The organism is Phenylobacterium sp. LjRoot97, assembly GCF_964254345.1.
Taxonomy (GTDB): Bacteria; Pseudomonadota; Alphaproteobacteria; order Caulobacterales; family Caulobacteraceae; genus Phenylobacterium.
In genome coordinates this window covers 402,458-426,009 of sequence record NZ_CAXUTH020000001.1, presented here as the reverse complement: position 1 = coordinate 426,009, position 23,552 = coordinate 402,458, and the positions used below count along the sequence as shown (strand labels likewise).

The following is a 23,552-nucleotide window of genomic DNA, read 5'->3' as shown; positions in this document are numbered from 1 at the left end:
TGTGGTTGGGTCATCACATCACACCCAAGATGTTGTGAAACACGGGGATGAACGATGAGCGCTGAATATGTCGTCCACGGGGCGGCCGGATCGGGATCGGTCCCCGTCGAAGCCACGCTGACCTTGCTGGGCCTGCCCTACCGGGTGGTCGAGAACGCGCCCTGGGCGAGCACGGCCGCGGCCGACGCCGTGGGCCAGGTCAACCGCCTGCGCCAGGTGCCGGCGCTGATCACGCCGGACGGCGAACTGCTGACCGAGAGCGCGGCGATCCTGATCCATCTGGCCGACCGCCATCCGCAGGCCGGGCTGGCGCCGGCGATCGACGCCGCCGAGCGGGCGCAGTTCCTGCGCTGGATGATCTACCTGCCGGCCCAGGTCTATTCGATGTTCTGGGTGCGCGACGACCCGAGCCGGCTGGCGGCCGACGCCGCGGCCGAGCAGGTGATCAGCGAGCGGACCGCCCAGCGGATCGCCGATTGCTGGCGGATGATGGACGAGCAGGTGACGCCCGGCGGCTACATCCTCGGCGAGACCCTAAGCGCGCTCGACCTCTATGTGGCGGTGATGTCGCGCTGGACGCCGCGGCGGAAGGTCTTCTACCAGGTCGCGCCGAAGATGAGCGCGGTGGTCCGCCGGGTCGACGCCGAGCCGCGGCTGGCCGGCTTCTGGGCGCAGCGCATGCCGTTCGAAGGCGCATGGGAGGGCTGACGCTCTCCGCTCGGCTGCGTCACTTCTGCGGTTTGATCGAGAAGGTGAAGGCCAGCACCGAGTCTTCCTTGGTCTCCTGGCCGAAGACCATGTGCTCGCCCTTCACCTCGCGGTGGATGTAGCCGAACGAGGTCTGCAGCGCGCCCTTGCGATAGGCGACCCCGACATGGGCGTCGCCGACCAGGGCGCTGGACGGATCGGTGGTGAAGCCCTGGCCGTCCCAGCTGTTGCCGTTGCGCAGCACGTTGAGGCCCACCGCACGGCCGCTGGCGGCGGCGAACAGATACCAGCGCCCCTGATCGCCATAGGCCTTGCCGTCACGGACGCCGAGATCATTGAGGCGGTCCTCGACCTCGCCGTCGCGCTTCTGGGCGACGGTCAGGGTAGCGCCGGCCTCAGCCTGGCCGCCGCTGTTGGAGAGGCCGACACCGGTGTGCGGGGTGACGGCGACGTCGAGCTCGCCGGCCCGCATACGCACGGGCGCCCAGTCGCGGGTGACCGCCACCTCGTAGGCGTCGGCGTCGAACTGGGCGGCGCGCGGATCGATGTTGGCCGGCAGGCCGCTGGGCGAGCGCACCGCGCCGCCGACGCTGAGCCGCAGGTTGTCGACCGAGCCGCGCTCCGTCTTGCCGAGTTGGAAGTTGTTGGTGGCCCAGCGGACCGGGGCGCCGTCGGCGGCGAATTGCTCGCGCTCGACCATGTTCGAGAAGTCGTCCTGTCGGATCTTCGGCGCCTTGTCCGGCGCGAAAGCCGCGTCCTTCAGTTCCGTGGCGTCCGCAAGCCTCGGTGATTGCGCAGCGGCCCCCGTCGCAGCGCCAAAACTCAAGGCGATGGCCAGCCCAGCCAACAGCCTCATCCTCGCACCTCCCATACCGCATCGTTGAGCGTGCGGCTCAACAAGCACCCTTCCATGATGGTGGAATGACGCCAACGGGAAATCCGTTCCTCTGCCCTGCGTCACATCGGGTTTACACCTGAGGTGGCGCGGTCACAGGCGCGCAAATGCGCCAATCTGGACGGAATCGGGAGAATGCGCGCAATTTGTGCGCGCCGCCGGCGGTCGACGGCGTAGCTCAGGCGTCGCCCGAACAGACATCGAGGGGCGCAGGCGCCCCTCGACTTCAGTCTCTGAATTTGTCCGTCGCCGCAGGGCGGCGGTTAGAAGACAGCGCCTATTGGCAGGCCAGGCACTCTTCGTAATCGGTGCGCTCGGACGGCGCGTCGATGATCATGGCCGCGCCCTCGCCGCCGGCGTGGGCGGCGCGCTGCACCGACTTGGAGCGCAGGTAGTAGAGCGACTTGCAGCCGCGCTCCCAGGCCTGCCAGTGCAGCATGTGCAGGTCCCACTTGTCGACGTCGCCCGGCAGGAAGACGTTGACCGATTGCGACTGGCAGATGTCCGGGGTGCGGTCGGCGGCCAGTTCGATGACCCAGCGCTGGTCCAGTTCGAAGGCGGTCTTGTAGACGTCCTTCTCGTCCTGGCTCAGGAAGTCGAGGTGCTGGACCGAGCCTTCGTTCTCCAGGATCGAGTCCCAGACGCCGGCGGTGTTCTTGGCCTTCTCGTCGAGCAGGCGCTCCAGGTAGGGGTTCTTCACCGCGAACGAACCCGACAGGGTCTTGTGGGTGTAGATGTTGGCCGGGATCGGCTCGATGCCGGCCGAGGTGCCGCCGCAGATGATCGAGATCGAGGCGGTCGGGGCGATGGCCAGCTTGTGGCTGAAGCGCTCCATCACGCCCTTTTCGGCCGCGTCCGGGCAGGCGCCGCGCTCGGCGGCCAGCTTGCGCGAGGCCGCGTCGCACTGGCGGCGCAGGTGCTTGAACAGGCGCATGTTCCAGCTCTTGGCCAGGGCGCTCTCGAACGGCACGTTCTGCATCTGCAGGAACGAGTGGAAGCCCATCAGGCCCAGGCCCACCGAGCGCTCGCGCTGGGCGGCGTAGACCGCGTTGGCCATTTCCGGCGGCGCGCTGCGGATGAAGTCCTCGAGCACGTTGTCGAGGAAGCGCATGACGTCCTCGATGAAGGTCGGGTGGTCGCGCCATTCCATGAACTTCTCGGCGTTGACCGAGGAGAGGCAGCAGACGGCGGTCCGCTCGTGGCCCAGGTGGTCGGTGCCGGTGTGGAGCATGATCTCCGAGCACAGGTTCGACTGGCGCACCGACAGGCCGAGATCGCGCTGATGCTGCGGCATCGAGCGGTTCACGGTGTCGGAGAAGATCAGGTAGGGCTCGCCGGTCTGCAGGCGGATCTCGAGGATCTTCTGCCACAGCGAGCGGGCGTCGACCTCACGCAGGACTTCCTGGTTCTTCGGCGAACGCAGGCCGAACATGGCGCCCTCGCGGACCGCCTCCATGAACTCGTCGGTGATGTTGATGCCGTGGTGCAGGTTCAGGGACTTGCGGTTGAAGTCGCCCGACGGCTTGCGGATCTCGAGGAACTCCTCGATCTCCGGGTGGTGGATGTCGAGATAGACCGCGGCCGAACCGCGGCGCAGCGAGCCTTGGCTGATCGCCAGGGTCAGCGAGTCCATCACGCGGATGAAGGGGATGATGCCGCTGGTCTGGCCCGCGCCCTTGACCTTCTCGCCGATGGAGCGGACGCCGCCCCAGTAGGTGCCGATGCCGCCGCCGTTGGAAGCCAGGGCGACGTTCTCGTTCCAGACGCTCTGGATGCCGTCGAGCGAATCGCCGACCGCGTTCAGGAAGCAGGAGATCGGCAGGCCGCGACCGGCGCCGCCGTTCGAGAGCACCGGGGTGGCCGGCATGAACCAGAGGTTCGAGATGTAGTCGTAGACCCGCTGGGCGTGCTCGGCGTCGTCGGCGTAGGCCGTCGCGACGCGGGCGAACATGTCCTGGTAGCTTTCGCCGGCCAGCAGGTAGCGGTCTTCGAGGGTCGTCTTGCCGAACTCGGTCAGCAGGGCGTCGCGCGAGCGATCGACCTCGACCTTCCGGACGAGCTGGAGCGCAGGCCGTTCAGCCCGATCCGGGGCCGTCTGGGTCGCTTCCGAAACCGTCCGCATCACCGCTTCGCCGCTGCTCATGCCCCAAAACCCATAACTATCAGACGCTTTGCCTCCGGGACACCGCCCGGCCGTATTCACCGCTATATCTAGTGGCTGCCCCGCCCCCGATACGCTCCATATGGGGCCATGAAGGCTAATGACTCGTCAACGGTCTGGAGCGGTCATCCCCACGAGAATTTCGTTAACGCTGCATTTACCTTTGCGGCCAGGGCTTGGCGGGCTTGAGTTTTCCACAGGCGCTCCGCGCCCGGACAAAGCCTCCGCTCACGAGACTGTGAAAACTGGGGGCGATTCAATCGCGAGTCGTTCGCACTTGCCCACCGCCGACCACCACCCTATCCACACGCCGTCACTGGGGAGTAGCCGCCCGTAACTCCAGCGGGGGACGCGTCAACAAACTTGCCGAGGATCGATTGGTCCGGGGCATGGCGTGTTCGGCAAAGACCTGAGTCGTTTCGGCGGCCAGGCGCTTGGCGAGACCTTTGGCTTTCGTGCGTCGGTCCATGCGGGGTCGGCGGCGCGGAAGGCCATTGGTATGTCTCGACCCCGCCCGGACGCCTGTTCTCCATGGAAGCCTTCCTCGTCTCCACCGGCCTCGTGGCCGTCGCCGAAATCGGCGACAAGACCCAGTTGCTGGCCCTGTTGCTGGCCGCGCGGTTCCGCAAGCCCGCGCCGATCATCCTCGGCATCCTCGTCGCCACCATCGCCAACCACGCCCTGGCCGCCTGGGTCGGGGTCGCGGCCGCTTCGCTGCTCAACGGCCCCTGGATGAAGTGGGTGCTGGGCCTGGCCTTCATCGGCTTCGGCGTCTGGGCGCTGATTCCCGACAAGTTCGAGGAAAGCGACAAGCCCAAGGACCGGGCCGGCGTGTTCCTGACCACCCTGGTGGCGTTCTTCTTCGTGGAGATGGGCGACAAGACCCAGGTGGCGACCGTCGCCCTGGCGGCGAAGTTCCACCAGGTGCTGGTGGTCGCGGCCGGCACCACGCTCGGCATGATGATCGCCAACGTCCCGGCGGTGCTGATCGGCGAGGCCGCGGCCACGCGCCTGCCGCTCAAGTACATCCGCTGGGCGGCGGCGGCCTGCTTCGCGGCGATCGGCGTCTGGATCCTGATCGCCAGCTAGCCGGCGGTCAGCGGCCAGAACCAGGCGATCAGCGGCGCGCCCAGGACCAGCACCAGCAGGGTCAGGGGCGCGCCGAGCCGCGGATAATCGGCGAACCGATAGCCGCCCGGCCCCATCACCAGAGTGTTGCACTGGTGGCCGATGGGGGTGAGGAAGTCGGACGCCGCGCCGACCGCGACCGCCATCAGGAACGGGTCGGGATTGAGGCCCAGCTGCCGCGCCATGCTGGCCCCGACCGGGGCGACGATCAGCACGGTGGCGGCGTTGTTCAGGAACGGCGTGGCGGCCATGGCCACGGCCATGATCGATACCAGTGCGATCATCGGCGACTGGCCGCGGAAGACGCTCGACAGCCAGCCGCCGATCAGTTCGGCCCCGCCGGTGGTCGAGATCGCCTCCGACACCGGGATCATCGCGGCGATCAGCACGATCAGCGGCCCGTCGACGGCGGCGTAGGCCTCACGCATGCGCAGGGCGCCGACGACGATCATCGCCACCGCCGCGCCGAAGAAGGCGATGGCCACCGGAACCACCTGGAAGGCGACCAGCACCATGGCCGCGGCCAGGATCACGGCCGGAGCGACCGCGTGGCGGATGCCGCCGAGCCGCACCTCGCGCTCGGCCAGCGGCAGCAGACCGAGCGCCGCCAGGGCCGTGGGCAGGGTGCGTTCGCCGCCCTGCAGCACCACGATGTCGCCCGCGCGCAGGCGGATGCGGCTGGGGCTCTGCTTGAGATCGAAGCCCGAGCGGCTGACCGCAAGCAGGTTCACGCCGTGCAGGCCGTAGAGGTCCGACTGCTGGGCCGAGCGGCCGATCAGCTCGGATTCGCCGCCGACCACCGCCTCGACGACCCGCGCCTCGTCGGTCGGCTCCTCCATGGCGACCGGGCGGTCGGAACGGGTCAGCCGCAGCTTGCCGCGGTTGATCAGCTCGTCGAGCGCCTGGGGCTCGCCCTGCAACAGCAGCACGTCGCCCGGGCGGACCTTGGTGTTCGGATGCGGGCGCGCCCGCCGGCGCCCGCCACTGAGCAGCATCATCACCCGCGCCTCGCCCGCTGCCAGCTCGTGCAGTTCGCCGATGCGGGCGCCGGCCAGCGACCAGTCGTCCGGGGCCTCGACCTCGGTGATGTAGGCGTTGGCGGCCAGCGCCTCCTCGAGGTTCACGGCCGGGGCGCGGTCCTTGGGCAGGATCCGATAGGCGAAGGCCAGGAACACGAAGCCGATCACCGCCAGCGCCAGGCCGACGGGGGTGTAGTCGTACATGCCGAACGGCTTGCCGAGCAGCTCCTCGCGCACCTGCGAGACGATGATATTCGGCGCGGTGCCGACCAGGGTGACGATGCCGCCGAGCATGGCCCCGAACGCCATCGGCATCAGCAGCCGCGAGGGCGAGGAGCCGGTGCGGCGCGACAGCTGCAACGCCACCGGCATCAGGATCGCCAGCGCCCCGACGTTCTTGGTGGCGGTCGACAGCAGGGTCACAGCGGCGGTCAGCACCGGCACCTGGCTGCGTTCGGTCTTCAGTTTCGGGATCAGCGGCCGCAGGACCGCCTCGACGATGCCGGACTTGGCGAAGGCGGCGCTGACCACCAGGGCCGCGGCGATGATCACCGTGATGTCGTTGGAGAAGCCGTCGAAGGCGCTCTTGGCCGGCACCACGCCGATCGCCACGCCGGCCAGCAGCGCGCAGACGGCGACGACGTCATAGCGGAAGCGGCCCCAGATGAAGGCGCCGATCGTCAGCGCGATGAGCCCGAAGGCCAGTCCCTGGTCGAGCGTCATCGTCGCCACCTGCCCCACCCGCTGCGGTGGAGCTCTGACAACGCCGCACGTCGGTGAAGGCTGCGGCCCCAAAAGCAAAAGAGCCCGGCCTTTCGGCCGGGCTCTCCGCTAGTTCGGCTGATCGCCGAGATCGACTTAGAAGTTGATGTCGATCGTCGAGCGGCGGTTCAGCGGTTCCTTCACGCCGTCGGCGGTCGGGACGGCGAGTTGGGTTTCGCCCTTCCAGTCCACTTGCAGCGCGGCTTGGTTCACGCCCAGGCCCACGAGGGCGTCGGCGGTGGCCTTGGCACGACGTTCCGACAGGCGGACGTTGTACGCAGCCGAACCCGAGGTGTCGGTGTGGCCGACCACGATCAGGCGAGTCGCGTTGCCGCTGGTCGCGTAGGTCGCAGCTTCCTGGATCACCGTCTGGGCTTCCGGCGTCAGCACGTACTGATCGAACGGGAAGTAGACGATGAATTGCTTGGCCTCATACGCCGGCGGAGGCGGCGGCGGAGGCGGCGGCGGCGGGGGAGGCGGCGGCGGGGGCGGCGGAGGCGGCGGCGGGGGCGGCGGCGGCGCGAACGAGTAGCGCAGGCCGACGGTCACCGATTGGTCCGTGTATTCGCCCGTGAAGACGCCCGGCTGCAGAGCGTGCGAACCGGTCGACGCGAAGTCGAGGTCCGTGCCGCCCAGGTAGCGGTAGGTCAGGTCCACGTTCAGACGATCGGTCGCGCGCCAGGCCAGACCAGCGATCAGCTGCCAGGCCAGGGCGGTGTCGTCGTCGTCGATGCTCAGGTTCTGGATCGACGGGTTGGTCGCGCTGAACGCACCGGTCACCGACGAGAACTGGCCGACGGTGTCGACCTTCACGTGGTTGATACCGATACCGGCGCCGACGAACGGATTGATGACCGCGCCGGGGGCGATGTCATAGATCACGTTACCCATCAGGGTCCACGACGTGACGTCACCCGAGGCCGAGCCGCAGTTCGGAGCGGCGGCCGAGCGGACCACGCCCGGGGTGCAGAGGCCGAGGATCGAATTGTTCGAACCACCGCGGATCGACTCGATGTCGCCCGGACGGTAGCCGCCTTCGAGTTCGACGCGCCAATGTTCGTTCAGCTGGTAGCCGAGACGAGCAAAGCCGGTCCAATCCTCTTCCTGGTTAAAGGTCCAGTTGTAGGGCGAGCCGCCAGCCGAGTTGTTCGACGATTCACCGTCGATACCGTCCGGCCAGTGGTAGCCGAGGTCGACAGCGCCGTACCAACCAACTTCTTGCGCCGAAGCACCCGATGCGGCGAACACCGCAGCCAGGGCGGCCCCCGCTAGGAGTTTGAATTTCATATTCAGAGCCCTCTCTTGCCCTCTGCTGCGGCCAAATGACCCAGCGCTGTTATATCAAGGGCCAACCATTACGAAAGTGTCGCCGGAGCAACACCTTCGCCAATTCGTGGCGCCTCTCAAATCCAACCCCAGGACGTTACACATTCTTCCCCTCGGCGATCAACTTCGGGGCGAGGGACACGTCCCTCGTTCGGTCGCCAACGATGTGCCCTGGGCTCCACCGCGACGCCGAATTCTCGTTATCCGATTCAGTTCGGAAATGCAGGCGCGCTACCCAGCGCGCGCGCGATCCGACTGAAGCCGGTTGATTCTCTTGAACTATGAGCGCACTCACCGGGACCGTCCAGTCCGCTCGGCACGCGAACATCCGCGTACCCCAGGCAAGGTCTCAATTGTCTGACTGGTCACTCCCCCTTCGCCTAAGACGCGAATACCGTCTCCGGTTCGAGCGGACAACGTCCCCCCTACGGCTTAGTTCCGCCGGCGCCGTCAGTTTTCTTGCGCGCGTCGGTAGCGACGGACTCTTCCCCCCAGGGCCTCGGGCCGGTTGAGCGCCTTGCGGAACTCGTCCCGCCGCTCGTGGATCGATGCGATGATTAGTCCCATTGGCACACCGATCTCAACCAGAACCGCCTCCGACAATTGTAAACTAGCTTCAACCGTCTCGGGCACCGCGTCGGTGGCGCCCAGCTCGTAGAGCCGCTGGGCCTGGCGCGCGTCGCGGGCCCGCGCGACGATGGTCAGGTCGGGACGCATGGCCCGCGCGGTGGCGACGATCGCCTCCACGCCCTCGGGCGAATCCATGGTCACCACCAGGGCCGGCGCGGTCTCCAGCCCGCAGCGACGCAGGAACTCCTGGCGCGAGGCGTCGCCGAAGTAGATCGCCTCCCCCGCGTGGCGCGCAGCCTCGACCAGCTTGGGATCGCGCTCGGCCGCCACCCAGGCGATGTCGTGCCGGTGCAGCATGTCGCCGACCAGCTTGCCGACCCGCCCATAGCCGACGACCAGCACCTTGGGCGCTTCGGCCCCGGCCGGATCGGCGGCCGGCGGGGCGACCGGCTCGGCCGACAGCCCCTGGCCGCCGGTCTTGCGGCCGCCCAGCTTCAGGCCCAGCGCGGCCAGCAGCGGGATGCACATCATCGAGATGGTCGAGGAGACCAGCACCATCTGACCCAGCGGCCGCGGGACGATGCCGTCGCCCATCGCGGCCGAGAGGATGACGTAGGCGAACTCGCCGCCGCCGGCGAGCAGCAGGCCGGCCTCGAGCGCCCCGCGCCAGGGCAGGCCGAACAGCCGTCCGAGCCCGAACACCACCGTGGCGTTGAGCGCCACGACGCCCACCGACATGCCGAGGATCGCCCAGGGCTGGGCGGCCAGCAGCGACAGGTCCAGCCCGATGCCGACGGAGAGGAAGAAGAGGCCGAGCAGCAGGCCCTTGAACGGCTCGATGGTGACCTCGACCTCGTGCCGGTACTCGGTCTCGGCCAGCAGCAGGCCGGCGATGAAGGCGCCCAGCGCCATCGACAGGCCGGTAAGCGCGCTGACCAGCCCGGCGCCGATGACCACCAGCAGGCAGGCGGCCATGAACAGCTCTTCGCTCTTGGCCCGGGCCACGGACTTGAGCATCGGGCGCAGCAGCAACCGGCCGAACGCGACGAGGATCATCACCCCCAGCGCGGCGGGCGCGAAGGCCAGCAGCAGCCGCGGCGAGAACGCCTCGCCGTCGCCGCCTCGGCCAAGGATCGCCAGGGTGACCAGGATCGGGGCCACCGCCAGGTCCTGGAACAGCAGCACCGAGAAGGTCGCGCGGCCGGCCGGCGAGTGCTGGCGCTTGTGCTCGGTCAGGATCTGCATGACCACGGCGGTGGAGGACAGCGCCAGGGCGGCGCCGATGGCCACGGCCGGCGCGATGTCGAGGCCGAGCGTCATGCCGGCCAGCGCGATGGCCGCCAGGCAGAGCGTCACCTGCAGCGCGCCCATGCCGAAGACCCAGCGCCGCATCAGCCGCAGACGCTCCCACGACAGCTCCAGCCCGATCATGAACAGCAGAAAGACGACGCCGAACTCGGCGAGCTGGGCGATCTCGCCCGCATTGGCGATGGTGAAGTAGCTAAGCCAAGGGAAGGCGCCGCTAAGGGCGCCCAGGCCGAAAGGGCCAAGCACGACGCCCGCCCCGAGGAAGCCGAGGATAGGGCTGATCCGCCAGCGGCGGAACAAAGGCACGATCACGCCGGCGGTGGCGAGAAAGAGAACGACGTCCTTATATTCGCCGGGCGAAACGTGACCTTCCATGCGCGCTCCTTCTGTGATGAGCGCCACTATGGGGTGTCGACGCCTCTTGCGTAACCCGTCGGGCAGCCCTTAAGACGCCCGCCCATGCACTTCGGCCGAAAAAAGCGCGCGACGCGGGCGAGCCTGGGGGTCCTGGCGGCCCTGCTGGCCCTGTTCGCGCAGGCTTTGCTGCCGGGTGCGGCCATGGCCGCCGAATCGCTTTCCACCGTCCGCGTCGAGCTCTGCACCGAGACCGGGGCCAAGACGGTGGTCATCGGCGCCGACGGCCAGGAGCGCAAAAGCGGCTTCGCCGGCCTGCCCTGTCACGACTGCCTGGCCGCCAGCATGGCGGTCGTCGTCACCCCCGAACTGGCGGTCGCGCCGGTCGCCTACGCCGCCGTCGTCGTGCGCCACGCCGCGCCTGCGCCGACCCTGCAGCCCCGCGCCCGCGCGCCGCCGCGCCCGCCCGGCCAAGGCCCCCCTTCCCTGAACGTCTGAGCCTAAGCCGACCGCAGCGCCCCGCGCGCCTGCGGCCTTTCTCGTACGTCCAGGGACACCACCAGACATGTTCGCTTTCCTGCGCGCCTCGCCGCGCGCGCTGCTGCTCGCCGCCACCGCCCTTTCGCTGCCTGCCCTTTCGCTGCCTGCCTTGGCCCACGCCGACGAGGCCGGGCCGCTGGTCGACGCGGTGATCGTCACCGCCAATCCCGATCCCGAGGATCCGCCGGTCGTCGCCGACGCGCGGCGCCGGCTGTCCGAAACCCCCGGCGCGGTGGCGGTCATCTCGGCCGAAGCCTACCGCGATCGCTACGCCCAGGGGCTGGCCGAAACCCTGCGCGACGTGCCCGGCGTCTACGCCCAGAAGAAGTGGGGCGACGACACCAGGCTCTCGATCCGCGGCTCGGGGATCGGCAATCCCAACCACAACCGCGGCACGCTGCTGGCCCAGGACGGCGTGCCGTTCAACGAGGCCGACGGCTATGGCGACTTCCAGCAGATCGACCCGCTGATCGCCCGCTTCACCGAGGTCTACAAGGGCGGCAACGCCCTGCGCTTCGGCGGCGCGCTGCTGGGCGGGGCGATCAACCTGGTGACGCCGACCGGCAAGGACGCCGGCGCGCGGAACATGCTGCGGCTGGACGGCGGGTCGTACCGCACGATCCGCGGCCACGGCGAGGTCGCCCGCCAGTGGGGCGAGTGGGACATGTTCGCGGCCGCAACCGCGATCTCGGCCAACGGCTGGCGCGAGCAGAGCGACCAGACAGCCCAGCACGTCTCGCTGAACATCGGCCGCAGCTTCGGCGAGGACCGCGAGCTGCGCTTCATCCTGTCGGGCCACAATGTCGACCAGGAAATCCCCGGCGCCGTCGAACTGGACCAAGCGCTGAACACACCGCGCAAGGCCGCGGCCGGCAACCTCGCCAACGAGTATCAGCGCAACATGCGCAGCGTCCGCGGCACGCTGCAGACCCGCTGGCGGCTCGACGACAACGCCGTGTTCGAAGGCGGCGTCTATGCAAGCTGGAAGGACCTCGACCACCCGATCTTCCAGGTCATCGACCAGGAGAGCCGCAACTGGGGCGCCTTCGGGCGGCTGGACGTCGAGGGCGAACTGGGCGGCCGCCGGGCCGACCTGTTCGTCGGCGCCTCGGCCAGGCTTGGCGACCTCGACGCGCTGCAATGGGTGAACCTGAAGTCGTCGAAGGGCGAGAAGCGGGCCGACAGCCGCCAGAACGCCCGCGCCCTGGACGTGTTCGCCGAGGGGCGCGTGTTCGTCACCGACCAGCTGGCGCTGGTCGGCGGCGGCTCGCTCGGCTCGGCCAACCGGCAGTTCCGCAACAACCTGAACCACAGCGCCGACCGCAACATCACCTACGAGTGGTTCGCCCCGCGGATCGGCGTGCTGTGGCAGGCCGAGGACGGCGCCCAGGCCTTCGCCAACCTGACCAAGTCGGTGGAGCCCCCGAACTTCAGCGCCCTTGTGCAGACGGGACCGTTCGTCGGCTTCGCACCGTTGAAGGCGCAGGAGGCCTGGACCGCCGAGGTCGGGACCCGCGGCCGGCGAGGCGCCATTTCCTGGGACGTCGCCCTCTATCGGGCCGAACTGGAGAACGAGCTGCTGAACTTCGTGGTGTCGCCGAGCATCCCGGCCGCCACCTTCAACGCCGGGCCGACGATCCACCAGGGCCTGGAAGCAGGGCTCGACTGGCGCGTCGGAAGCGTCCGGCTGCGCCAGACCTACGCCTGGTCCGACTTCCGCTTCGACGGCGACGGCGTCTATGGCGACAACCGTCTGCCGGTCGTGCCCGAGCATCTCTACCGGGCCGAACTGCGCTACGATCATGCCAGCGGTTGGTTCATCGCCCCCTCGGTCGAATGGTCGATCACCGACACCTATGTCGACTACGCCAACACCATGAAGGCCCCGTCCTATGCGGTCTGGTCGCTGGGCGGCGGCTGGCGCGGGCCGGACGGGATCAACATCTTCGTCGAGGCGCGCAACCTGGCCGACGAGCGCTATGTCTCGAACTTCAGCGCCATCACCGACGCGCGGCTGCCGAGCGTCTCCAAGGCGGTGTTCTTTCCCGGCGAAGGCCGCTCGGTGTTCGGAGGCGTGACGTGGGCGTTCTGAGGATTCTCGACTTCCTCCCCCATGCATGGGGGAGGGGGACCGGCGCAGCCGGTGGAGGGGGCGCGACCGGGCTCGGCGCAGGCGGCTCGCCCCCTCCACCCCCCTTCGGGCGGTCCCCCTCCCCCGCTACGCAGGGGAGGAAAGTCGCGACGATGTTGAGCGCGGCGCTGATCGCCGCCCTGCCCTCGACCGCCGCCGCGCATGTGGCGGCCGATCCGGGCCGCGCAAGCGCCGGCGCCTATCAGGCGGTCGTCTTCCGGGTCGGGCATGGCTGCGGCGAAGCGGCGACCACGGCGCTGCGGATCGAGATCCCCGCCGAGATGGCCTCGGCCCGGCCGCAGCCCAAGCCGGGCTGGACGCTGGAGATCGAGCGCCAGGACGGCAAGGTCGCCGCCGTCACCTGGCGCGGCGAGCTGCCGGCCGACCAGTTCGACGAGTTCGCGGTGCTGTTCAAACTGCCCGACCAGCCCGCGACGCTCTATTTCCCGACCGTGCAGTCCTGCGGCGCCGACGAGAGCCAATGGACGGAGATCCCCGCGCCGGGCGAGCGGGCCAGCCACCCGGCGCCCGCGCTCGTCGTCACGCCCAAGGCCGCTGCGGCCGAAACCCATCAGCACTAGAGGACGCCCCCATGCGACACCTTGCGATCATCGCCGCGGCCGCCGCGGCCCTGACCCTCTCCACCGCCGCCCAGGCGGCGAGCTACCGCCTCGGGACGCTCGAAGTCGTCGATCCGTGGAGCCGGCCGGCGGCGGCCAACGGCAACGGCGGCGGCTTCCTGACCATCGTCAACCGCGGCGCGGCCGCCGACACGCTGGTCGCGGTCGAGACCGCCGCCGCGCGCAAGACCGAGGTGCACCGCACCTCGACCGCCGGCGGCGTGATGAAGATGGAGCGCCAGGACGCCGGCGTCGCCATTCCGCCCGGCAAGCAGGTGGCCTTCGCCCCGGGCGGCTATCACGTGATGTTCCTGGGCCTGACCAAGGCGACCAAGCTCGGCGACAAGGTCCCCGCGACCCTGGTGTTCAAGAGCGGCGCGAAGTTGAAAGTCGAGTTCCAGGTCGCCGCCGGCGCCCCGGGCGCGGCTCCAGCCAAGACGCCCGCGGCCGACGCTCACCAGCATCACTGAGCCGTTACGCAGCAAGGCCGCGCGATGACCAATGGGCGGCGTTGACAGCGCCGCCCCCCGCGTCGTCTATGCCCTCCATATTTTAAGAATGGAGGATCGTCCTTGGTTTGGAATTACGCCAACCTCTGGGAGTCCGTCGCCGACGCGACCCCCAACCGCCCCGCCCTCATCCATGGCGAGCGCCGCCTGAGCTGGCGTGAATTCGACCGCCGCGCCAACGCCCTGGCCAAGGCCATGGTCGACGCCGGCCTTTCGCAGCAGTCGAAGGTTGCGGCCTATCTCTATAATGGGCCGGAGTATCTCGAGAGCTACTACGCCGCCTTCAAGGCCGGCCTGGCGCCGTTCAACACCAACTATCGCTACGGCGGCGACGAACTGACCTACCTGTTCGACAACGCCGACGCAGAGGCCGTGGTGTTCCACGCCTCGTTCGCCGAGATGGCCGACAAGGTGCGCGGCCGCCTGCCCAAGGTGAAGATCTGGATCGCCGTGCCGGAAGCCGGCCATCCGGTCCCCGAATGGGCGGCGGACTACGACGCCATCGTCGCCGGCGGCGCCGACCGCTTCGAAGCCCCCTGGGGCCGCACCGCCGACGACCTGCTGATCATGTACACCGGCGGCACCACCGGCATGCCCAAGGGCGTGATGTGGCGCCAGGAGGACCTGTTCAAGGCGCTGGGCGGCGGGGCCAACCTGCTGCTGGGCCTGGGTCCGCTGGAAACCGTCGCGGAAGCTGGCCAGCGGGCCAAGGCGGTCGACGCCTCGGGCGCGCCGCTGAACATCACCATCCCGGTCGCCCCGCTGATGCACGCCACCGGCCAGTTCATCTCGTTCGGCACCCTGATCGGCGGCGGCGCCGTCGCCACCCTGACCGGCCGCAAGTTCGACCCGGCGGTGCTGTTCGACGAAGTCGAGCGCCTGGAAGCCTCCGGCCTGATCATCGTCGGCCCGGCCTTCGCCGCGCCGATGCTGGAGACCCTGGACGCCAATCCGGGCCGCTGGGCCATGCCGTCACTGAAGCGCATCGCCTCGTCGGGCGCGATGTGGGGCCTGGAGAACAAGCAGGGCCTGCTCAAGCACCTGCCGAACGTGATGCTGATGGACAGCCTCGGTTCGTCCGAAGCCCTCGGCCTGGCGTCCTCGACCTCGGGCGCGGGCCAGGCCACCGGCACCGCCAAGTTCGTGACCGGCCCCAACGCGGCGGTGTTCACCGAGGACGGCGTGCGGGTCGAGGCCGGCTCGGGCGTGCGCGGCCTGGTCGCCGTCGGCGGCCACACGCCGATCGGCTACTACAAGGACGAGGAAAAGTCGGCCAAGACCTTCCGCACCTTCGAAGACCGCCGCTGGAGCGTCCCGGGCGACTGGGCGACCGTCGAGGCGGACGGCTCGATCACCCTGCTGGGCCGCGGCTCGCAGGTGATCAACACCGGCGGCGAGAAGGTCTTCCCGGAAGAGGTCGAGGAAGCCCTGAAGCGCTTCCCGGGCGTGCGCGACGCGGCCGTGGTCGGCCTGCCCGACCCGCGCTTCGGCGAGCGTATCGGCGCGATCGTGGACTTCGGCGGCGACAACCTGCCGACCCTGGCCGACCTGTCGGCCCACGTGAAGGGCCTGCTGGCCGACTACAAGGCCCCGCGCGAGCTGGTGCTGGCCCGGCCCGCGCCCCGAACGGCAAGCTGGACTACAAGGCGCTGAAAGCTCAGGCGATCGCCGCCCTGGCGACGGACGCCTAACGTAACAAAAAAGTAACGTGCTTCAGAGGGCGCGGCCGGTCCACGGTCGCGCCCTCTTTGCAAGACAAGGCTCGAAATCACCGATGAAGACCCTGTGGCTGGGCGCGGCTTCCGCTGCGGCCCTTCTTTGCGTTTCGGCCCCGGCGCTGGCGGACAACCTGCCCGACCTTTCCAAGGCGCCCCGGATGGGCCCCTGGGGCTTTGACATGGCCGGCCGCGACACCTCGGTCGCGCCGTCGCACGACTTCTTCGAGTACGCCAACGGCACGTACCTGAAGAAGCTCGAGATCCCCGCCGACCGTTCGCGCTTCGGCGCCTTCGACGCCCTGCAGGACCTGTCGCAGCAGCGCATGCGCGCGGTCGCCGAGAAGGCGGCCGGCAACACCGCCGCGACCGGCGGGGAAGCCCAGGTCGGCGCCTTCTACCGCAGCTACATGGACGAGGCCGCGGTCGAGGCCCTGGGCGCCAAGCCGCTGGCCGGCGACCTGGCCGTCATCCGCAAGATCAAGACCAAGGCCGAGCTCTCCGAACTTATGGGCGCGACCATGCGCCAGTTCGGCGGCGCGTTCTTCGGCACCTACATCCACGACGACGCCAAGGCGCCTGATCGGTACACGGTCTATGTGAACCAGGGCGGCCTGGGCATGCCCGACCGCGACTATTACCTGGCCGACCGCTTCAAGACCCAGAAGGCCGCCTACCAGGCCTACGTCGCCAAGCAGCTGAGCCTGGCCGGCTGGGACAAGCCCGCCGAGCACGCCGCGGCGATCGTCGCCCTGGAGACGCAGATCGCCGAGGCCTCGTGGACCCGGGCCGAGAGCCGCGACGACGACAAGACCTACAACCCCTACACCGTCGCCGAGCTTGCGAAGTACGCCCCGGGCTTCGACTGGGCCGCGTACCTGAAGGGCGCCAAGCTTGGGCAGGTCGACCGGGTGATCGTCGCCCAGAACACCGCCTTCCCGAAGATCGCCAAGATCTTCGCCGACACGTCGATGGAGACGCTGAAGGCGTGGTCGGCGTTCCACCTGGTCGACCAGGCCGCGCCGTACCTGTCCAAGGACTTCGTCCAGGCCAGCTTCGAGTTCCGCAACAAGACTCTGTCGGGCCAGCCCGAGCAGCGTCCGCGCTGGAAGCGCGCGGTGGCGGCGACCGACAACAATGTCGGCGACCCGCTGGGCAAGCTCTATGTCGCGGCCTACTTCCCGCCGGAGAGCAAGGCGAAGATGGAGACGCTGGTCGCCAACGTCAAAATCGCCATGAAGGGCCGCATCGAGAAGCTCGAGTGGATGGGCCCCGACACCAAGGCCAAGGCCCTGGAGAAGCTGTCGAAGTTCGGCGCCAAGATCGGCTATCCGGACAAGTGGCGCGACTACTCGGCTCTGGAGGTCAAGGACGGCGACCTCTACGGCAACGTCAAGCGGGCCAGCGCCTTCGACTGGGACTACCGTGTCGCGCGCCTGGGCGGTCCGGTCGACAAGGACGAGTGGCTGATGACCCCGGCCACCATCAACGCCTACTACCTGTCGACCAAGAACGAGATCGCCTTCCCGGCCGCGATCCTGCAGCCGCCGTTCTTCGATCCTGACGGCGACCCGGCGGTGAACTACGGCGCCATCGGCGGCGTGATCGGCCACGAGATCACCCACGGCTTCGACGACCAGGGCCGCAAGTCGGACGGCGACGGCAAGCTGACCGACTGGTGGACGGCCGAGGACGCCGCCAAGTTCGACGCCCAGGCCAAGAAGTTCGGCGCCCAGTACTCTGCGGTCGAGGTGCTGCCCGGCGCGCATATCAACGGCGAGCTGACCATGGGCGAGAACATCGCCGACCTGGGCGGGCTGCTGGTGGCGCTGGACGCCTATCGGCTGTCGCTGAACGGCCAGCCCTCGCCGGTGCTCGAAGGCGTGAGCGGCGACCAGCGCGTGTTCCTCGGCTGGGCGCAGGTGTGGCGCGGCAAGTACCGTGACGACATGATGCGCCAGCAGCTGGTCTCGGACCCGCACTCGCCGCCGAAGTACCGCGTCGACGTGCCGGTGAAGAACATCGACGCGTTCTACGAGGCGTTCGGTGTGAAGCAGGGCGACGGCATGTATCTGTCGCCGGGCGACCGGGTGCGGATCTGGTAGGCCGCGCCTAGTTCGACCTGGAAGGGCGGCGCTCCCCGCGGGACGCCGCCTTTTCTTTGGGCCTCGGCATTTTTGACATTTGAGTCAAAAGTTTCGTCGGGCAAAAATTTGGCCCGCTGCGGGGGATAATCGCAGCGGGCCTTATTTTGAGCAGTCGCTCTTATAGAGCGGGCGTTTCCTCCCCGAAACGCCGGAGACTGTCGGACTTGGTGGCCGTCATGTCTCTCGCAGGACTGAGAAAACGGTAATTTCTGACCCGAGTCAATGCGCCGAAATCGAAGTCCCCGCGAAATATCGATCAGATTTGCGCGAGCGGGACTTTTTGGGTGATTTGCGGGATTCTTTTTGACGGTATCGTCAAAACTGCACCCGCCTGCGTAGTTCGTCGCTCGACGCACAACCCACGTCATAGACGAAGTCCGGACGCGACGCGGTGACCGGGCCGATTCCGGCCCCGGCCAGCGCCAGCGAGGCCTCCGCCACTTTGCCGGCCGGAACCAGCAAGCCGTTCGGGCGACGGCTGGCGCCGCTTTGCACGAGAGCTTCGACCACGGGGGTCTCTCGCGGATCGGATGGCCAGATCAGGGTGGCGCTGTCGTGGGCGGCGGCGCGCGCCTCGATCACCCGCAGCAGCCGCTCGGCCGCCGCAAGTTGATCTTGGCTCCAGGATGCTCGCAGCGACGCGGTCAGATGGGCCTGGCTCTTGAGGATCACCCCATCGCCGAGCACCTTCAGGCCGTTGGCGACCAGGGTCGCGCCCGTCGTGGTGATGTCGACCACCAGTTCGGCCGAGCCCGCCGCCGGCGCTCCTTCGGTCGCGCCGCCGGATTCGGTGATCCGGTAGTCAGCGACGCCGTGCCGCGCGAAGAAGGCGCGGGTCTGGACCAGGTACTTGGTCGCCACCCGCATGCGCCGTCCCGAGCGGGCGAGCAGGTCGTGGCCCACTTCCTCGAGGTCGGCCATGGTCTCGACGTCGATCCAGCTCTTGGGCACGGCGACGACCAGGTCGGCGCGGCCGAAGCCGAGCGCGCGCAGCAGCAGCACCCGGGCGTCGACGTCGCCGCCGCGCTCGCGCAGCAGGTCCTCGCCAGTGACGCCCAGATGAACCTCGCCGAGATCCAGCGCCTCGGCGATGTCGCCGGCCGACAGCAGCCGCACCTGGATGCCGGGCACGCCCTTGAGCTCGGCCATGTAGCCGCGCGATCCGCCGGCCACGGACAGTTTCAGTCCGCAATCGCCGAGCCAGGCCTCGACCTGTTCCTTCAGGCGGCCCTTCGACGGGACGGCGAGGATAAGGGGTTCGCTCACGACTCGCCTCCCGCCCAGGCCCGCCAGGGCCGGACCACGCATCCCACGGCCCGCACGTCGGCCGTTCCGCCCAACCGCGAGGGCAGGCTGTCATAGCGCCCGCCGACGGCGATGCTGCGCTCGGGGTCGAGCGCGGCCGAGCGGATCTCGAAGGTCAGGCCGTCGTAATAGTCGAAGGCGTGGCCGAGGGCGGTGGAGAAGCGGATCGCCTCAGTCGGCACGCCCGCGGCGTGCAGAAGCGCCAGCCGTTCAGCCCAGGCGGCCAGCTGGGCGTCGAGCGCGCCCTTGCCGGCGATGTCGGCCACCGCGTCGAACGCCGCAGACGGCGCGTCCTCGATGGCCAGGAAGCGGCGAATGCGGTCAGCCTGGTCGCCGGTCAGGGCCGGGGCCTGGGCCGCCTGGGCGCGGCGGATCAGCCGCTGGGCGATCTCGGCCGGGCCGCGGCCGCCGACCGGATCGATCCCGGCCAGGGCCCAGACCTCTTCCAGCACGGTGGCGGCCTCGGCTTCCGACAGACCCGACAGCAGGCCGGCCAGCTTGCCGTCGTCGGCCGGGGCCTCTGCGGCGCGTTCGGCGCGGGCGAGCTCGGCGGCCAGCAGCCGCGGGCGGGCGGCGACCCGCTTCACGCGCGCGGCCAGCGGCGCGGCCAGGCCCAGGGTGTCGACGAAGGCGGCGAAGAGCGCGATGTCGCCGAGCCACAGCGAGAGATCGCTGCGCCCGCCGGCCAGGGCCGAACGCCAGGCCAGGGCCGCGATCTCGGCGTCGGCCTGAACCACCGAAGCCTCGACGCCGTCGAAGCTTTCCAGGCCGATCTGGCGGAACTCGTCGGGGCGTCCAGGCTCGGGCGAGGCGCGGAACGCCTTGCCCTCATAAAAATAGCGGCCGGAGGAGCGGCCGCTTTCGAGGTGCTGGCGCACCACCGGGACAGTGAAGTCGGGACGCAGGCAGGTCTCCTGCCCGCCCTCCGACTGCACGACGAACAGCCGCGGGCGCATGGCCTCGCCGGCCAGCTCGAGCAACAGGCCGAGCGGCTGCAGGATCGGCGCATCGACGACCTCGGCGGCCTGGTCGAGGAACGGCGCGCGGATCGCGGCCAGCGGCTCGGCGGGAACGGCGGGTTCGGCGCTCACTGGCCGGCCTCGATGATCTTGCGCACCGCCGCGACCAGGTCGGAACGGTCGATGGTCTGCTGGCCCGGACGCTGCTCGCGCCACTCGGCGTTGTCGGCGACGCCCGAGGACAGCGCGCGGCCGAGGTCGAGATCCTTGATAGTGACCTTGCCGGCGGCGATCTCGTCGCCGCCCAGCATGATCGCGGCCGGCGCCATGCGGCGGTCGGCGTACTTCATCTGGGCCTTCATGCCGGCCGAGCCGAGATAGACCTCGGCCGGGATGCCGGCGCTGCGCAGCTCGCCGACCACCGAGAAGTAGTGGGCCATGTCGTCGGGGGTGAAGGCGATGACCACCACCGGACCGCGGACGGCGTCGCCGAGATCGCGGCCGGCGGCGCGCAGCGCCGAGACCAGGCGCGAGACGCCGAACGAGAAGCCAGTCGCCGGCACCTGCTCGCCGGTGAAGCGGGCGACGAGGTCGTCGTAGCGTCCGCCGCCGCCGATCGAGCCGAAGCGGATGCCGCGGCCCTTCTCGTCCTTGGTCTTGAGCAGGAGTTCAGCCTCGAACACCGCACCGGTGTAGTACTCCAGGCCGCGCACGATCGAGGGATCGAAGGCGGCCCGCTCGACGCCGACGCCGAGGCTGGTCAGCGCCTTGTCGATGGCGGCAAGTTCGGCGAGGCCGGCGTCGCCCTCGGCCGAACCGCCGATGATGTTGGCGATCTGGTCGAGGGTCTCGGCGCGGCCGCTCAGGCCCGCGCCGACGAAGGCCAGCACCGCTTCAGCGCCGGCGGCGTTCAGGCCGGCGCCCTTGGTGAAGTCGCCGGACTCGTCCTTGCGGCCTTCGCCCAGCAGCAGACGGACGCCCTCCGGCCCCAGACGGTCGAGCTTGTCGACGGCGCGCAGCACCGCCAGCTTCTGGACGTCGTTCTGGACGCCGGCCGTGGTCAGCAGGCCGTTGAGGAGCTTGCGGTTGTTGATCTTGATGACCGCCGAGCCGGCCGGCAGGCCGGCGGCCTCCAGGCCCTCGACCGCCATGGCGATGATCTCGGCGTCGGCTTCGGGCCGGGCCGAGCCGACGGTGTCGGCGTCGCACTGGATGAATTCGCGGAAGCGGCCGGGGCCGGGCTTCTCGTTGCGCCAGACCGGACCGAAGGCGTAGCGGCGGAACGGCTTGGGCAGGCCTTCCTTGGTCTCGGCCACGAACCGCGCCAGCGGCGCGGTCAGGTCGTAGCGCAGGGCCATCCACTGCTCGTCGTCGTCCTGGAGGGCGAAGACGCCCTCGTTCGGACGGTCGGCGTCGGGCAGGAACTTGCCCAGGGCGTCGGCGTACTCGAAGGCCCCGGTGTCGAAGGCCTCGAAGCCGTAGCGTTCGTAGACGGCGGAGACCTTGGCCAGGATCTGGCGCTCAGCGGCCAGGTCACGGGCGCGGCGGTCGTTGAATCCGCGCGGGGCGCGGGCCTCGGGGCGGGGAGCGTCGGTCATGGCGCTCGCCTAGCGGGTCGCAGCGCGCGCGGCAAGGCGCGGCTGGGTTTGGGAAGTGGAGATGTCCATTCGTCGGGTCCTTTGGAAGGAGATGTTCGACGGATGGAGCTGGGATGCCCTGAGCCCCATCCGCTGGTGCGGGAGGCTCGGGCGGGGTCGCTTTTAGGCCATGCGATCCCAGGCCGATCCCGCGCGTGCGGTCGGATGGTGATGGCCGTGATGGTGCGAAACCCGGGTCATTGCGACCCGGGTCTTAGACGCAAAGTGTGAAGATGGCGAGTCCGGACGGCTCAGGCCGGTTCCAGCTCGACGAAGTCGCCCAGTTGGGCCGCCAGCGCCGTCTGGAAGGCCGGCCGCGCTTCGCAGCGGCCCTGATAGGCGACCAGGTTTGGGAACGCCGCCAGGATGTCGGTGTGGCGCAGGTTGCGCAGCACCGTGACCATCATCAGGTCGCCGGCCGTGAAGCCGTCCGCCTCCAGATAGTCCTTGTCGCCCAGATTGGCGGCGAGCTCGCCCAGCCGCTGGCGCACGAAGGCCTCGACCGCGGGCCGCCGCAGACGGGCCCACTCCTGGTCGGCGTTGAAGAGGTCGAGCTCGGCCAGGTTCTGGATCGGCGGCTCGATCGAGTTTAGGGCGGCGAACAGCCAGGTGGTCGCCCGGGCCTGACCGTCCGCATCGGCGGGCATCAGGGCCGGAGAACGGGCGGCGATGTGCAGGACGATCGCCCCGCTCTCGAACATCGACAGCTCGCCGTCGTGATAGGCGGGGACCTGGCCGAACGGCTGCAGCGCCCGATAGGCGGCGGTCTCGCGGTCGTCGAAGTCGATCAGCCGGGCGCAGTAGGGCACGCCGGCCTCCTCCAGCGCCCAGCGGACGCGCAGGTCGCGGACCAGGCCGCGGGCGAAGGGCGGAACCCACTTGAAGGCGGAAACCTCGATCATCGTGCATCCTCCGTGGCGAGATAGGCGACCAGCTTGTCGACCAGTGAACTCCAGCCGCCGGTGTGGGAATCGCGAGCTTCGACCGTGGCGAAGGGCGCCTGATGGAAGCGGAACAGGGTGCGTCCGCCGGCCAGGCGGGCGAACGTGACCGTGATGGTGTTGTCGACGTCGAAGGCGCCGTCCTCCCAGCGGAAGCTCATGACGATCTTCTCGCCGTCGACGATCTCGCTGTAGGTCCCGGCCATCCAGTGCTCGGCCCCCGACGCCTCACGGATGCCGGCGCGGTAGCCGCCGCCGACCCGGAAGTCCTGGTCGAACGCGACTGTGGTGAAGTCCTTGGGCCCCCACCAGCGCATCAGGTGTTCGGGCGTGGTCCAGACCTTGAAGACCAGGTTCGGCGGCGCGTCGAAGATGCGCTCGATCAGCAGTTCGTCGTCCTGAAGGACTGTGGCGTCAGTCGCGGTCATTGTCCTGTGCCTCCTTGGCCTGGAGCTCGGCGAGGTACTCGTCCATCCGCTCGAAGCTGGCGTCCCAGAACCGGCGGTAATGGTCGATCCAGCCGGCGGCCTGCTTGAGCGGTCCCGCATTCAACTGACAGGGCCGCCATTGGGCTTCGCGCGTCCGTGAGACGAGGCCGGCCTGTTCGAGCACCTTCAGGTGGCGCGAGACCGCCGGCAGGCTGATCTCGAACGGCTCGGCGAGATCGGAGACGGAGGCCTCGCCCAAGGCGAGGCGCGCCAGGATCGCGCGCCGGGTCGGATCGGCCAGGGCCTGGAAGGTGGTGCTGAGCGGGTCGGATGTCGTTTTCATTTAACTGACAAGTTAATTAACTCATCGGTTAAATGCAAGGCGTGAA

General features: G+C 69.2%; 19 protein-coding genes and 1 riboswitch. Of the genes, 8 read left to right on the top strand and 11 right to left on the bottom strand.

The annotated features are described in order from the left end of the window. The first annotated feature begins 54 nt into the window (after nucleotides 1-54). On the top strand, nucleotides 55-708 hold the full coding sequence (locus ACSQ2H_RS02050; protein WP_436059813.1) for a glutathione S-transferase family protein: 654 nt from the start codon (nucleotides 55-57) through the stop codon (nucleotides 706-708). 19 nt (nucleotides 709-727) lie between these two features. Here the strand turns inward: ACSQ2H_RS02050 and ACSQ2H_RS02045 are convergent, their stop codons facing one another. Together ACSQ2H_RS02045 and ACSQ2H_RS02040 are read right to left on the bottom strand one after the other, a co-directional pair. Further along, nucleotides 728-1,564: a lipid A-modifier LpxR family protein gene (locus ACSQ2H_RS02045; protein WP_436059812.1), complete on the bottom strand. Its 837-nt coding sequence runs from the start codon at nucleotides 1,562-1,564 to the stop codon at nucleotides 728-730. Between the two features lie 316 nt (nucleotides 1,565-1,880). Then, a complete protein-coding gene (locus ACSQ2H_RS02040) occupies nucleotides 1,881-3,746 on the bottom strand; it encodes a ribonucleoside-diphosphate reductase subunit alpha (protein WP_436059811.1) in 1,866 nt (621 codons plus the stop codon). 324 nt (nucleotides 3,747-4,070) lie between these two features. After that, nucleotides 4,071-4,217: riboswitch (yybP-ykoY riboswitch) on the top strand. A gap of 78 nt (nucleotides 4,218-4,295) precedes the next feature. Between ACSQ2H_RS02040 and ACSQ2H_RS02035 the strand changes: the two genes are divergently transcribed. Next, nucleotides 4,296-4,853, top strand: coding sequence for a TMEM165/GDT1 family protein (locus ACSQ2H_RS02035; RefSeq protein WP_436059810.1), 558 nt, complete (start codon nucleotides 4,296-4,298; stop codon nucleotides 4,851-4,853). On the opposite strand, the gene ACSQ2H_RS02030 is transcribed toward ACSQ2H_RS02035, so the two are convergent. The 3 genes from ACSQ2H_RS02030 to ACSQ2H_RS02020 form a co-directional block, all read right to left on the bottom strand. Continuing rightward, the gene (locus tag ACSQ2H_RS02030; RefSeq protein WP_436063531.1) at nucleotides 4,850-6,634 is read right to left on the bottom strand and encodes an SLC13 family permease; all 1,785 of its coding nucleotides are present in this window, start codon (nucleotides 6,632-6,634) and stop codon (nucleotides 4,850-4,852) included. The two genes, ACSQ2H_RS02035 and ACSQ2H_RS02030, sit on opposite strands and share 4 nt — an antisense overlap. Nucleotides 6,635-6,769: 135 nt before the next feature. Beyond that, nucleotides 6,770-7,960: an OmpA family protein gene (locus ACSQ2H_RS02025; RefSeq protein ID WP_436059809.1), complete on the bottom strand. Its 1,191-nt coding sequence runs from the start codon at nucleotides 7,958-7,960 to the stop codon at nucleotides 6,770-6,772. 489 nt (nucleotides 7,961-8,449) lie between these two features. Further along, the gene (locus ACSQ2H_RS02020; RefSeq protein WP_436059808.1) at nucleotides 8,450-10,252 is read right to left on the bottom strand and encodes a cation:proton antiporter domain-containing protein; all 1,803 of its coding nucleotides are present in this window, start codon (nucleotides 10,250-10,252) and stop codon (nucleotides 8,450-8,452) included. 84 nt (nucleotides 10,253-10,336) lie between these two features. Here ACSQ2H_RS02020 and ACSQ2H_RS02015 point away from each other — a divergent pair, with 84 nt between their 5' ends. From ACSQ2H_RS02015 to ACSQ2H_RS01990, 6 genes are all read left to right on the top strand, one after another. Continuing rightward, nucleotides 10,337-10,729, top strand: coding sequence for a DUF2946 family protein (locus ACSQ2H_RS02015; protein WP_436059807.1), 393 nt, complete (start codon nucleotides 10,337-10,339; stop codon nucleotides 10,727-10,729). Nucleotides 10,730-10,796: 67 nt separating this feature from the next. Beyond that, nucleotides 10,797-12,863: a TonB-dependent receptor family protein gene (locus tag ACSQ2H_RS02010; RefSeq protein WP_436059806.1), complete on the top strand. Its 2,067-nt coding sequence runs from the start codon at nucleotides 10,797-10,799 to the stop codon at nucleotides 12,861-12,863. A 152-nt stretch (nucleotides 12,864-13,015) separates the two neighbouring features. Then, nucleotides 13,016-13,483 (top strand): YcnI family copper-binding membrane protein, encoded by a 468-nt coding sequence (locus ACSQ2H_RS02005; RefSeq protein ID WP_436059805.1) that lies wholly within the window; start codon nucleotides 13,016-13,018, stop codon nucleotides 13,481-13,483. Nucleotides 13,484-13,494: 11 nt separating this feature from the next. Further along, entirely contained in the window at nucleotides 13,495-13,992 is a 498-nt protein-coding gene (locus ACSQ2H_RS02000; RefSeq protein ID WP_436059804.1) for a copper chaperone PCu(A)C, read from the top strand. Between the two features lie 102 nt (nucleotides 13,993-14,094). After that, nucleotides 14,095-15,684 carry an AMP-binding protein gene (locus ACSQ2H_RS01995; protein WP_436059803.1) on the top strand — a complete coding sequence of 530 codons (1,590 nt, stop codon included), beginning with the start codon at nucleotides 14,095-14,097 and terminating at the stop codon, nucleotides 15,682-15,684. A 121-nt stretch (nucleotides 15,685-15,805) separates the two neighbouring features. Then, complete coding sequence (locus ACSQ2H_RS01990) at nucleotides 15,806-17,851, top strand: M13 family metallopeptidase (RefSeq protein ID WP_436059802.1); 2,046 nt, start codon at nucleotides 15,806-15,808, stop codon at nucleotides 17,849-17,851. Nucleotides 17,852-18,208: 357 nt separating this feature from the next. Here the strand turns inward: ACSQ2H_RS01990 and hisG are convergent, their stop codons facing one another. The 6 genes from hisG to ACSQ2H_RS01960 form a co-directional block, all read right to left on the bottom strand. Continuing rightward, the gene (hisG, locus tag ACSQ2H_RS01985; RefSeq protein WP_436059801.1) at nucleotides 18,209-19,159 is read right to left on the bottom strand and encodes an ATP phosphoribosyltransferase; all 951 of its coding nucleotides are present in this window, start codon (nucleotides 19,157-19,159) and stop codon (nucleotides 18,209-18,211) included. Next, nucleotides 19,156-20,289: an ATP phosphoribosyltransferase regulatory subunit gene (locus tag ACSQ2H_RS01980; RefSeq protein ID WP_436059800.1), complete on the bottom strand. Its 1,134-nt coding sequence runs from the start codon at nucleotides 20,287-20,289 to the stop codon at nucleotides 19,156-19,158. Before ACSQ2H_RS01980 ends, hisG begins: the two co-directional genes overlap by 4 nt. Beyond that, on the bottom strand, nucleotides 20,286-21,755 hold the full coding sequence (gene hisS / locus ACSQ2H_RS01975) for a histidine--tRNA ligase (RefSeq protein ID WP_436059799.1): 1,470 nt from the start codon (nucleotides 21,753-21,755) through the stop codon (nucleotides 20,286-20,288). Before hisS ends, ACSQ2H_RS01980 begins: the two co-directional genes overlap by 4 nt. A gap of 290 nt (nucleotides 21,756-22,045) precedes the next feature. Continuing rightward, nucleotides 22,046-22,696, bottom strand: a complete 651-nt coding sequence (locus ACSQ2H_RS01970; RefSeq protein WP_436059798.1) for a glutathione S-transferase family protein — start codon at nucleotides 22,694-22,696, stop codon at nucleotides 22,046-22,048. Further along, nucleotides 22,693-23,163 (bottom strand): SRPBCC family protein, encoded by a 471-nt coding sequence (locus tag ACSQ2H_RS01965; protein ID WP_436059797.1) that lies wholly within the window; start codon nucleotides 23,161-23,163, stop codon nucleotides 22,693-22,695. The genes ACSQ2H_RS01970 and ACSQ2H_RS01965 overlap by 4 nt, the downstream gene beginning before the upstream one ends. Further along, nucleotides 23,150-23,506 carry an ArsR/SmtB family transcription factor gene (locus tag ACSQ2H_RS01960; protein WP_436059796.1) on the bottom strand — a complete coding sequence of 119 codons (357 nt, stop codon included), beginning with the start codon at nucleotides 23,504-23,506 and terminating at the stop codon, nucleotides 23,150-23,152. Before ACSQ2H_RS01960 ends, ACSQ2H_RS01965 begins: the two co-directional genes overlap by 14 nt. Nucleotides 23,507-23,552: the final 46 nt, after the last annotated feature.